The following is an 11,789-nucleotide window of genomic DNA, read 5'->3' as shown; positions in this document are numbered from 1 at the left end:
CATTACTGATACCAACTTGTGGTTCACTACACTTGGCGGTAAATACCCGTGGCTGGACTTTCACCAGCTAGATTAGTGCCATGCCTGGCACACAACAAAAAAACGGCAGGTCGCCATGGCCTGCCGTTTTTCTGATTCCTTCATATGAAAAGGAGCTGTTTTGACCCTGTTACTGCACTGAAAGGTTCGTGTATCCCATAAGGCTGAGATCCACTTCTCTTGCCACTTCACGGCCTTCCCTGATCGCCCAGACAACGAGAGACTGTCCCCGGCGCATATCCCCGGCTGCAAATACATTTGGAACATTTGTCTCAAATTTACCGGATTCAGTTGCTACATTTGTTCGCACGTCTGTCTCAACGCCGAATGCATCAGTCACATAATTCTGGCTTCCAAGGAAGCCTGCTGCTATTAATACAAGATCTGCATCAATTACAAATTCGCTTCCTTCTACTTCCACCATAGTTAATCTGCCTGTTTCCTCATCCTTTTTCATGTTGAGCTTTACGGCCTTTACTTTGCATATGTTTCCTGCCTCGTCTGCAATGAATTCCTTCACCGTTGTTCTGAATACCCTCGGGTCATGTCCGTACTGGTAGATGGCTTCTTCCTGGCCGTAATCAGTCTTACATACCTTTGGCCACTGTGGCCATGGATTGTTGTCCGATCTTGTATCCGGAAGCTTCGGCATCATTTCAAACTGCACGACGGAAGCCGCCCCATGGCGGATAGAAGTTCCTACACAGTCGTTTCCAGTGTCTCCGCCACCGATTACCAGGACCTTTTTATCCTTTGCTGAAAGGTAGTTGCCGTCCTCAAGTCCCGAGTCAAGAAGGCTTTTTGTTGTTGCCTTCAGGAAATCAACTGCAAAATGGATTCCTTTTGCCTCCCTTCCAGGAACGTTGATGTCTCTCGGATTTGAAGCTCCGCAGGTTAAAATGACCCTGTCGAACTCCCTGAGGATTTTAGAAGCCTTGTAGTTCACGCCGACATTGACGCCGGTTATGAATTCCACGCCTTCTTGCTTCATGATATCGATTTTTCTGTCGATGACATGTTTTTCAAGCTTCATATTTGGGATTCCGTACATCAGCAGACCGCCGATCCTGTCATCCCTTTCAAATACTGTCACCTTATGGCCGCGCTGGTTGAGCTGATCTGCTGCCGCAAGACCTGATGGACCCGAGCCTATGATTGCAACTTTTTTTCCAGTCCTGATTTTTGGGACCTTTGCTGCCGCATAGCCTTTCCTGTAGGCATGCTCGATGATCCCGTATTCATTCTCTTTTATGGTAACCGGTGATCCGTTGAGACCGCATGTGCATGCCGCTTCACAAGGCGCAGGACATACCCTTGCTGTGAATTCCGGGAAGTTGTTGGTCTTTTTAAGACGCTTCAATGCCTCTTTCCATTTTCCTGTAAATACAAGGTCGTTCCACTCCGGAATCAGGTTGTGGAGCGGGCAGCCTGTAACTGCTCCCTCCAACACGATTCCTGACTGACAGAAGGGGACTCCGCAGTCCATGCATCTCGCGCCCTGGCGCATCTGCTTTTCCCTGGAGAGCGGAATATGGAATTCATTGAAATTTCCTATTCTTTCTTTAGGTTTTACCGCTTCACTTGTTTCCCTTTCGTAATCCATAAATCCTGTAGGTTTTCCCATGATATTCTCCTCCTATCCTCTCGCATTTGCATAAAAAGCTTCAATCTGCGCCTGTTCGCTGCTTAAACCTTTTTCTTCCATCTGGACTATGGTCATAAGCATCCTGTTATAATCAAATGGTATGATCTTCTTGAATTTCGGCAGATATTCACCAAAATTATCAAGAATCTCTTTTCCTTTTACGGAGTTCGTATTTGCAACATGTTCTGTAATCATATTCTTAAGCTCAAGAACATCATATTTTGAAGTAACCTCTTCAAGAGAAACCATTTCCTTATTCAGTTTCACATAAAGATCCCTTTCTTCATCCAGAACATATGCGATACCGCCGCTCATTCCGGCCGCAAAATTCTTTCCAGTCGTACCGAGTACTACTACCCTTCCGCCTGTCATATATTCGCATCCATGATCTCCGACGCCTTCAACAACAGCAGTCGCTCCTGAATTACGTACACAGAATCTTTCACCTGCGACACCGTTGATAAACACTTTACCGCTGGTCGCACCATAAAGCGCAACGTTACCGATGATGATGTTTTCATCCTGCTTGAATGTGACGCCCTTTGGAGGATAAACAATCAGTTTTCCGCCAGAGAGGCCTTTTCCAAAGTAGTCGTTGCTGTCGCCTACAAGTTCCAGGGTAAGCCCGCTCGGAATGAATGCGCCAAAACTCTGGCCGCCGCTTCCCTTGCATTTTACGATATAAGTGTCGTCTTCAAGCCCGTTGCCATACAGTCTTGTTATTTCCGAGCCGAAAATCGTACCCAGTGAACGGTCTGTATTGGTAACGTCTATGTCTATGCTTCTCTTCTGCTTATTCAGCAGAGCCTGTTTCAGCTTTTTCAGCAGGATCTTTTCGTCCACCGTCTTTTCAAGCTCAAAATCATAGACCTGTGCCGGATCGAAAGTCACCTTTTCTCCATCAACGGCAAATGGGTTGTTGAGGATTCTGGAAAGATCTACTTTTGCAGCTTTTCCTTCAGTAATTTCTTTCGCACTAAGGAGATCAGTTCTTCCAACAAGCTCATCCACTGTGCGGATGCCTAATCTTGCCATATATTCCCTTAATTCCTGTGCGATAAATTCCATGAAGTTGATTACATATTCCGGTTTTCCCTTGAATCTCTTACGAAGTTCAGGGTTCTGGGTAGCAACACCTACCGGACATGTATCCAGGTTACATACTCTCATCATGACGCATCCCATCGTTACTAGCGGAGCAGTCGCAAAGCCGAACTCTTCTGCACCCAAAAGCGCTGCGATTGCAACATCACGGCCGCTCATAAGCTTTCCATCAGTTTCGATTACCACTTTATTCCTCAGACCGTTCATAATGAGCGTCTGGTGGGTTTCAGCAAGTCCAAGTTCCCATGGAAGCCCTGCATTGTAGATTGAGTTTCTTGGTGCTGCACCGGTTCCTCCGTCATAGCCTGAAACCAGGATTACCTGTGCTCCTGCCTTTGCAACACCGGCTGCTACTGTGCCGACGCCTGCTTCAGAAACCAGCTTAACTGAAATTCTTGCCTGCTTGTTGGCATTTTTAAGGTCATAGATCAGCTGCGCAAGATCTTCGATGGAGTAGATGTCATGATGCGGTGGTGGTGAAATAAGGCCTACACCAGGTGTCGAATGTCTGGTTTTTGCAACCCATGGGTAAACTTTTTTACCTGGAAGATGTCCGCCTTCGCCCGGTTTTGCACCCTGCGCCATCTTGATCTGGATTTCTTTCGCGCTTACAAGGTATTGGGAAGTAACGCCGAAACGTCCCGATGCAACCTGCTTGATTGCAGAGCATCTGTTGATTCCGTCTGGTCCGACAGTAAGCCTTTCGATGCTTTCTCCGCCCTCGCCGCTGTTTGACTTGCCGTTCAGCCTGTTCATAGCGATTGCAAGCGTTTCATGTGCTTCCTGTGAAATGGAACCATAGGACATGGCTCCCGTTTTAAATCTTTTTACGATTGAAGCAACACTTTCCACTTCATCAACAGGAATTCCTTCTTCCGGATAATTGAACTCCATCAGTCCTCTCAGATTTCCGATCGTGTTTTCATCGTTGATAAGAGAGGTGTATTCCTTAAACATTCCATAGTCTTTTCTTCTTGTCGCTTCCTGAAGAAGATAGATTGTCTTCGGATTGTAAAGGTGTTCTTCCGCTCCGCTTCTCATCTTGTGGCTTCCGACGCTGTCAAGCGTAAGGTCTATATCGAGGCCGAGTGGATCAAAAGCCGACGAATGAAGATCGTTTACGTCCCTTGCGATATCCTCGAGTGAAATTCCCTCAATGCGGCTGACCGTATTCGTGAAATACTTATTGATTACATCAGAATTGATTCCGATCGCTTCGAAAATCTGTGACCCCTGGTAGGACTGGATTGTCGAGATACCCATTTTGGAAGCAATTTTTACGATACCGTGGAGCACCGCATTGTTGTAGTCCTCAACGGCAGCATAATAGTCCTTGTCAAGCAGGTCGCTGGTGATGAGCTCTCTGATTGTATCCTGTGCAAGATAAGGATTGATTGCACATGCACCGTATCCTAAAAGGGTTGCAAAATGATGTACTTCCCTTGGTTCAGCACTTTCCAGGATCATAGCAACAGAAGTCCTCTTCTTAGTCTTTACCAGATGCTGCTGAAGTGCCGACACTGCAAGAAGAGCCGGAATAGCAACGTGGTTCTCATCAAGTCCCCTGTCAGAAAGGATTAATATATTTGCTCCATCCCTGTAAGCTCTGTCAGTCTCAACAAAAAGATGCTCGATGGCTTTTTCAAGGGAGGTATTTTTATAGTAAGTAATCGGAATCACTTCAACCTTGAATCCTTCAGCCTTCATGTTCTTGATTTTCATAAGGTCCGTGCTTGTAAGGATCGGATTATCCACCCTGAGCACGCGGCAGTTAAGCGGCTTTTCTTCAAGAAGGTTGCCGTCTTCACCGATGTAGACCGTAGTCGAAGTGATTACCTCTTCCCTGATGGCATCAATCGGCGGATTGGTTACCTGTGCAAAAAGCTGTTTGAAGTAGTTGAAAAGCGGCTGTTTTGTCTTTGAAAGCACCGGAATCGGGCTGTCGACGCCCATAGCTGAAATAGCTTCCCCGCCTGTCTTCGCCATCGGAAGAAGCGATGTCTTAACGTCTTCATAGGTGTAGCCGAAAGCCTTCTGCAGCCTTGCAAGCTCTACTTTAGAATATTCATGCACCTTATGGTTTGGAATCTTCAGGTCGCTAAGTCTGATCAGGTATCTGTCAAGCCATTCGCCGTAAGGCTGGCGGCTTGCATATTCTTCCTTCAGCTCGTCATCATCGATCATTTCACCTTTTACGGTATCTACAAGAAGCATCTTGCCTGGTCGCAATCTTTCCTTCACCTTAATTTTAGAAGAATCTATATCAAGAACGCCGACTTCTGAAGAAAGGATCATATTGTCGTCATCTGTAATATAGTAGCGGGAAGGTCTTAGTCCGTTCCTGTCAAGGACAGCACCCATAATGTCGCCATCGCTGAAAAGGATTGAGGCAGGTCCGTCCCATGGTTCCATCATGGTAGAGTAATACTGGTAAAAGTCTTTTTTCTTCTGGCTCATATTACGGTTGTTCAGCCATGGCTCCGGAATTGCGATCAATACCGCAAGCGGAAGTTCCATGCCGCTCATGACAAGGAATTCAAGTGTATTGTCAAGCATAGCCGAGTCAGATCCCTTCGTATCTACGACCGGCATAATCCTATGGAACTCGTTCTTCAGTTTGTCTGAAGACATGTTTTCTTCACGGGCAAGCATCTTGTCTGCATTTCCCCTGATGGTGTTGATTTCACCGTTGTGTACCATAAGCCTGTTCGGATGCGCTCTTTCCCAGCTCGGATTCGTGTTGGTACTGAATCTTGAATGAACCAGCGCAATTGCCGACTCGTAATCCTTGCTCTGAAGGTCTGTAAAAAATGAACGGAGCTGTCCAACAAGGAACATTCCTTTGTAAACGATTGTTCTGCTTGATAACGAAACCACATAAGTGTTGTCATTGCTCTGTTCAAATTCACGGCGCACGATGAAAAGCTTTCTGTCAAAATCAAGCCCTTTTTCAATGCCTTCCGGTCTTTCAACAAATCCCTGCATGATACATGGCATGCATTCGACTGCCTTCTGCCCAAGTACTGCAGGAGCTGTTGGGACTTCCCTCCATCCCAGGAATTTAAGCCCTTCCTTTGCCACGATGACCTCAAACATCTTCTTAGCCTGGTTTCTCTTCAGTTCTTCCTGCGGGAAAAAGAACATGCCGATTCCATAATCTCTCTCTGAACGCAAAAAGATGCCGAGAGGTTTAACCGCTTTTGAGAAGAATTTATGCGAAATCTGCAATAAAATTCCTACTCCGTCTCCGGTCTTACCTTCGGCATCTTTGCCTGCTCTATGTTCTAAATTTTCTACAATCTTCAGTGCGTTGCTGACTGTTTCATGTGTCTTTCGGCCTTTAATATTGACGACTGCTCCGATACCGCAGTTGTCATGCTCGAACCTGGATTCATATAAACCCTGTGGCTGGCCTGCTTTTACAATATTCTGGTTTTCCATAAGCATATCCTTTCTTATAGCTGGTTAAAGGGTAACTGTTCCGAATCCCTGTTTCAGGAATAGTTACAGTTAAAGAGTTTTCCTATAATCCGTTTCATAATCCCCAAAATATAGGGCTCTTTCGGACTAGCATGCGTACAAAAAATTTTTGTGAACTTAATATACTACATTTAAGCTCCTCTGTAAATACCATTTTTTCAAGATGTTTTCAGATAATTAGATAACAATTTAACCCTCTTCTATTTGTCTGACATTTTCCTGTTTATCCATGCTTTTGTTTTGTCCTGCGACATTATTCACGTGATTTCGCATGTGCTCAGTTCACTTTTTTTCAAAACAAAATGGAGTCTGACTTCCTTTCAGTCTTGCTATTTTATATTTTCTGTTTTTTTGTGTTTTATTGATTTTATTTAGCAACTATTAATACTCACATTGAATATTGAACACTAATTATCCTTGAATTAGCCGCCATATCTGCTATAAGCATCTTCTATCTATTCTAAAATCTGCTTCAGTATCTCCCCAATCTTTCCGTTTATGACAAGGTCTGCGCTTCTGTCATACGGAGTCTCTGAACTGTTAATTAAAACCAGTTTATTTCCCATGTAATACTGTATCAGACCTGCTGCAGGATATACCGTCAGGGAAGTGCCTCCTACAATCATCATATCAGCGTTTTTGATATAAGAAATTGCTTTGTTCAACATTTCCATATCGAGACCTTCCTCATAAAGGACTACATCAGGTTTTATAAGCCCTCCACATTCACACCTGGGTATGTCTGTAGAATTCATGATATAATCAAGCCCGTAGAATTTATGGCATTTCATGCAGTAATTCCTGTGTACGGATCCATGAAGCTCCAGGACTTCCCTGCTGCCCGCCATCTGATGGAGACCATCGACGTTCTGGGTGATCACAGCTTTCAGCTTTCCCTCTTCTTCAAGCCTTGCAAGCGCATAATGAGCGTTATTAGGTTTTGCCTCCCTGTAGATCATCCTGTTCCGGTAGAAATCGTAGAACTCTCCGGTATGGCTCACAAAGAAACTGTGGGACAGCATCTTTTCAGGCGGATACCTGAAGTTTTCCTTCGAATTGTACAGCCCTGTCGAAGACCGGAAATCCGGAATGTCACTCTCTGTAGAAACGCCAGCACCACCGAAAAATACGATATTCCCAGAATCGCCAATCAGCTTTTTCAATATGTCTGTATTCATATCCTAATGCTCCCCCTTCTTATCTTTTTTTAATCCTGCGCCTTCTGAGTGCTTATATTATCCGATCCTGCTTCCTCTTGTTTTGTACCAGCCACATCTGTTGCCGTTTCTTCTGCCCTGGTTTTATTCTTCACTGTCTTCTCTGTTCCTTGCTCATTCCCGGCTTCCGTCTTCTCCTTATACCTCCTCTTCAATTTGAAAGCATCTATATCCGTCTCTATGGAAGCTTTCAGCACCTTCTGGCTCTCCCTGAAAAACGTAAAAAGAGTCTTCTTCAGGAATTTCCGGGACTCTGCGTCTATGTTCTTATAGGACCTTATCATCTCTTCCGCTGCAGTCCGCCTTTCTTTATATAGATCGCTCACCGTCATGGCTCCCGTTGCATATATGATATTAAAGAGTTCTTCAACAAACTGTTCCCGCTGTTCAACGGGCAGATTGTTAAGCCAGCCTTTTACAGCCCTATTCAGATTGATGCTTGATTTTTCCAAATGATCATGATACACGAAGTTCTTTCCCCTGACTTCCCAGGAAAAGACGTTATGCTGCATGATCCCCTTTTCATCGCTGTTTACTACCTTATATTCTTCCTTGTGCTCCAGCAGCATTCCTACGATTGATGATTTTGGCACGATCGTACTGATTCGGCCAAGCATACTCCTGTAGCCTCTGCTTCTGATGAAACCGTTCTGGAATCCCGGCCCGTCATTATTATAGACAGCCTCAATCCTTTCCCTGATATCATCATCCATGGAGGCTGCTGCATAAACTGCCAGATTTCCCCCTTTCGAATGACCGCCCATAAGGAAACGGCCTTCAAAATACGGAAGGATGCTTTTCAGGTATGCCGCTGCATCTCTCTGAGCCTGTACCTCATCCTTAAAGCTCATCTGAAAATCCTCTTTCCAGCCGGCGAGGCTGTCATCTGTCCCTCTGAACGCAATGTAATAAAGCCCGCCGCCCAGTGAAAAAACAAGCGCCGAAAACTGTTCGGACTTATCATAATCGATCCTGTTCACATAACAGGACAGTCCTATTCCTCCAAATCGGACCGACTTTGCTGCCTTGGCAAAAAGCTCTGGGATCTGATGAAAAAACGGATCCTGATAACGCGGAGATTCTGTATCGACGAGATTCATAACCTTATCCACTATTTCTGAGAGAACAGGGATATCTCCCTCTGGCAGGAATGGTACAATCCCTTCAAAATCCAAATACGCCAATGCTGACAGAATCAGGTTGTCGACCTCGTTGAATACATCTCGCTCGAAGCTCAGGTCTCCACGCCATTCAACATAATCAAGAATATTCTGCATTTGAAAGCCCCCCACTCCTTACCGACGGCAGACCCGGCCCCGATGTCGGTTTATTCATTTTACAGAATCCAGATTTTTTTCATAGCACCTGATTCCCATAACTATCGAGACTATCAAAACAGAAGCCACACAGATGCATCTGACAATTTTTGCAGCATCGATCTCTACTTTAACATCAACTGAAACCTCAGGCTGATCAACAGCTTGTTTGTCGGTATTTTCAATCTTCGAATTTCTCATAGCTAATCTCCTCCACCCTTATCATTACAGCTAATTTAAAAATTTCTTATACTTATATTATAACCCGTTTTCACTTTTCAACAACCCCAAAGAAAATATCACCCCAGCGTCTTTCCTTCGAACTCCACCCGTCTTCTGATTTCCTTCATCAGTTCATCAAACTGTTTCAGATCCAGCGACTGTGCCCCGTCACAAAGCGCTTTTGCAGGATCGTTATGGGTTTCGATCATGAGCCCGTCCGCGCCTACAGCGATAGATGCTTTTGAAAGCGGCGAAACCATGGAACGTATCCCGGCAGCATGGCTCGGATCAATGACAACAGGAAGATGGGACACCTTTTTCAGCAGCGGAACCGCTGAGATATCCAGGGTATTCCTCGTCATTGTTTCAATCGTTCTGATACCTCTCTCGCAGAGGATGATCTGTTCGTTTCCGCCTGCCATGATGTATTCGGCACTCATCAGAAACTCCTCTATTGTATTATAAAGCCCTCTTTTCAGAAGAACAGGCTTCCTGCATTTTCCGACCTCCTTCAGGAGATCAAAATTCTGCATATTCCTTGCTCCAATCTGGATGATGTCGACATCATCAAAATACTCCAGCTGATTCATATTCGTCATTTCTGTAATAATCGGAAGCCCTGTCTCCTTTTTCGCCAGCGACAGAAGCCTGAGTCCATCCTGGTGAAGCCCCTGGAAGGAATACGGAGACGAACGCGGCTTATAGGCACCGCCTCTTAGGATTGTTGCTCCGCTTTCCTTCACAGCCCTTGCGACCTGTATGATCTGATCCTCATTCTCAACGGAGCATGGACCTGAAATCACCTGGAAACCTCCCTCACCAAAAACGATATTATTTATTCTTACTTTTGTGTCATCAGGATGAAAAGCACGGTTCACCAGTTTATAAGGTTCCGTAATCCTTTTTCCGTAACTTACAATATCATGTGTTTCCACAACGGAATGGACATCAAGTACCTTCGTATTTCCCACAAGGCCGATCACGGTCCTTTCAGTTCCCTCGCTTACCAGCGGCGAGAATCCCATTTCTTCAAATTCATTGATAAACGATTTTATTTTCTCCTGATCCGCACCAGGATGCAGCACAAACATCATATTCATTTCCCCCTATATCCGTGTCATAATTCATTTCCCCATCCTTTATGGCCGAAAGCGCTGCGCACAATCTATAGCATCATACATTCAGCTCACACAGGATCCCTGCAAAGTTTTCTTACTACCTGTTGGTAAGCGCCACAAATTTCTCAAGCTGTTCCAGCGCCCTTCCGCTGTCGACAGTCTCTTCAGCAAGCCTGATTCCCTCTTCCAGCGAAATCCCCTTCGCAATGTGAAGGGCTGCTCCGGCATTAATGATAACCGCATCCCTCTTCGGACCCTTTTCGCCCTTTAATATTGCCAGCGCCATCTCTGCATTTTCTTCCGGATTTCCTCCCTCCAGATCCTCTTTCCTGCATCTTGTGAAGCCGAACTGCTCAGGCGTAATCTCATATCTGCTGAATTCACCGTTATTGATTTCGCAGACTGTCGTAGGAGCGCTCATGGATATCTCGTCAAGCCTGTCCTGTCCAAATACCACCATTCCTCTTTTCACCCCAAGATTGGAGAGGACTTTCGCCAAAGGCTCCACAAGGCTTTCATCATATACGCCGAGCAGCTGCATATTTGCATTTGCTGGATTCGCCAGAGGTCCAAGGATATTGAAAATGGTCGGGATTCTGATTTCCCTTCTTACCGGCGCGACGTATCTCATGGCTGTGTGATATTTCTGTGCAAAAAGGAAGCAGATTCCGATCTCCTTTAAAATCTCAACACTTGTCTCCGGTTCCACCAGAAGATTAAGGCCAAGAGCCTCCAGAACATCGGCCGTCCCGCATTTGCTCGAAGCCGCCCTGTTTCCATGTTTTACCACTTTTGCTCCGGCTGCCGACGCAATGATGGACGCCAGTGTCGAAATGTTAATGGACTGTGCGCAGTCTCCACCAGTGCCCACGATGTCCATCACATCCATGTCGTGCTCTGCCTTAAGGCTGTGGTTTCTCATGACTCCTGCGCTTGCTGTGATTTCTTCCACTGTTTCACCCTTCATGTGAAGCGCTGTAAGGTATGCGCTGATCTGTGCCTGCGTCGCCTCTCCGCCCATAATCTCATTCATAACCCCTGCTGCCATTTCATAGTTCAAATCCTCTTTGTTGATTAATTTTGCAATTGCTTCCTGAATCATCTTTTTATCCTCCCATTTTGTGTTTACGGTTTAACTGCTTCCCAGTTTTATTTTGAAATGTGACGTTTTTATACCATAGAATGAAATTTATCTATGAGATAAAAAAAAGCCCATCCTTATACTAAAAAGGACGGGCTGTATATTTTATATACAATACTCGCGGTACCACCTGGTTTGATGCATTGCATCCACTCGCTGAACGTACTTCCATACGTCTTCCCTTGATAACGGGCGGAAATCCCGTCGGGCATTACTCAGCTTTCGCCTTTACTCCCACCTTCCTGAGTCCATTCCATATTGCTTCATCCGCTGCAATCCCACCACCTGCAGCTCTCTGTACGACTTCTGCCATATGTACTACTCTCAGTCATCAGTTTATTTCCATATTCAGTTTGATCGGGCGGCACTGTTCCTTCATGGGAGTACCTACTCAACGTGGAATTTTTTTATAAATAGAGTAGAGAAATAATAGCTAGTATTATTTCCCTCTCATTGAACCGTACGTACGGGTCTCGTATACGGCTCTACAATTTATATTCCAACGCT

7 protein-coding genes and 1 other annotated feature are annotated in these 11,789 nt (G+C 45.2%); all 7 genes read right to left on the bottom strand.

Translation table 11 applies throughout. The annotated features are described in order from the left end of the window. Positions 1–169: 169 nt before the first annotated feature. The 7 genes from BJR36_RS19150 to trpD all read right to left on the bottom strand — a co-directional run bounded on the left by BJR36_RS19150 (position 170) and on the right by trpD (position 11,243). Entirely contained in the window at positions 170–1,663 is a 1,494-nt protein-coding gene (locus BJR36_RS19150; protein ID WP_091237040.1) for a glutamate synthase subunit beta, read from the bottom strand. 12 nt (positions 1,664–1,675) lie between these two features. Further along, positions 1,676–6,229 (bottom strand): glutamate synthase large subunit, encoded by a 4,554-nt coding sequence (gene gltB, locus BJR36_RS19145; protein WP_091237039.1) that lies wholly within the window; start codon positions 6,227–6,229, stop codon positions 1,676–1,678. Between the two features lie 494 nt (positions 6,230–6,723). Then, positions 6,724–7,446 (bottom strand): NAD-dependent protein deacylase, encoded by a 723-nt coding sequence (locus BJR36_RS19140; protein WP_091237038.1) that lies wholly within the window; start codon positions 7,444–7,446, stop codon positions 6,724–6,726. A gap of 29 nt (positions 7,447–7,475) precedes the next feature. After that, positions 7,476–8,762 (bottom strand): DUF2974 domain-containing protein, encoded by a 1,287-nt coding sequence (locus tag BJR36_RS19135; protein WP_091237037.1) that lies wholly within the window; start codon positions 8,760–8,762, stop codon positions 7,476–7,478. A gap of 54 nt (positions 8,763–8,816) precedes the next feature. Further along, the gene (locus tag BJR36_RS19130; RefSeq protein WP_091237036.1) at positions 8,817–9,002 is read right to left on the bottom strand and encodes a hypothetical protein; all 186 of its coding nucleotides are present in this window, start codon (positions 9,000–9,002) and stop codon (positions 8,817–8,819) included. A gap of 98 nt (positions 9,003–9,100) precedes the next feature. Beyond that, the gene (gene aroF, locus BJR36_RS19125; protein WP_091237035.1) at positions 9,101–10,117 is read right to left on the bottom strand and encodes a 3-deoxy-7-phosphoheptulonate synthase; all 1,017 of its coding nucleotides are present in this window, start codon (positions 10,115–10,117) and stop codon (positions 9,101–9,103) included. A gap of 121 nt (positions 10,118–10,238) precedes the next feature. Then, complete coding sequence (gene trpD / locus BJR36_RS19120) at positions 10,239–11,243, bottom strand: anthranilate phosphoribosyltransferase (protein WP_091237034.1); 1,005 nt, start codon at positions 11,241–11,243, stop codon at positions 10,239–10,241. A gap of 123 nt (positions 11,244–11,366) precedes the next feature. Further along, positions 11,367–11,623, bottom strand: a binding site (T-box leader). Positions 11,624–11,789: the final 166 nt, after the last annotated feature.

It is taken from the genome of Anaerobium acetethylicum (assembly GCF_900096945.1).
Taxonomy (GTDB): domain Bacteria; phylum Bacillota; class Clostridia; order Lachnospirales; family Lachnospiraceae; genus Anaerobium; species Anaerobium acetethylicum.
Note: the sequence above shows the minus strand (reverse complement) of the source record. Positions and strands in the feature narration are given on the sequence as shown.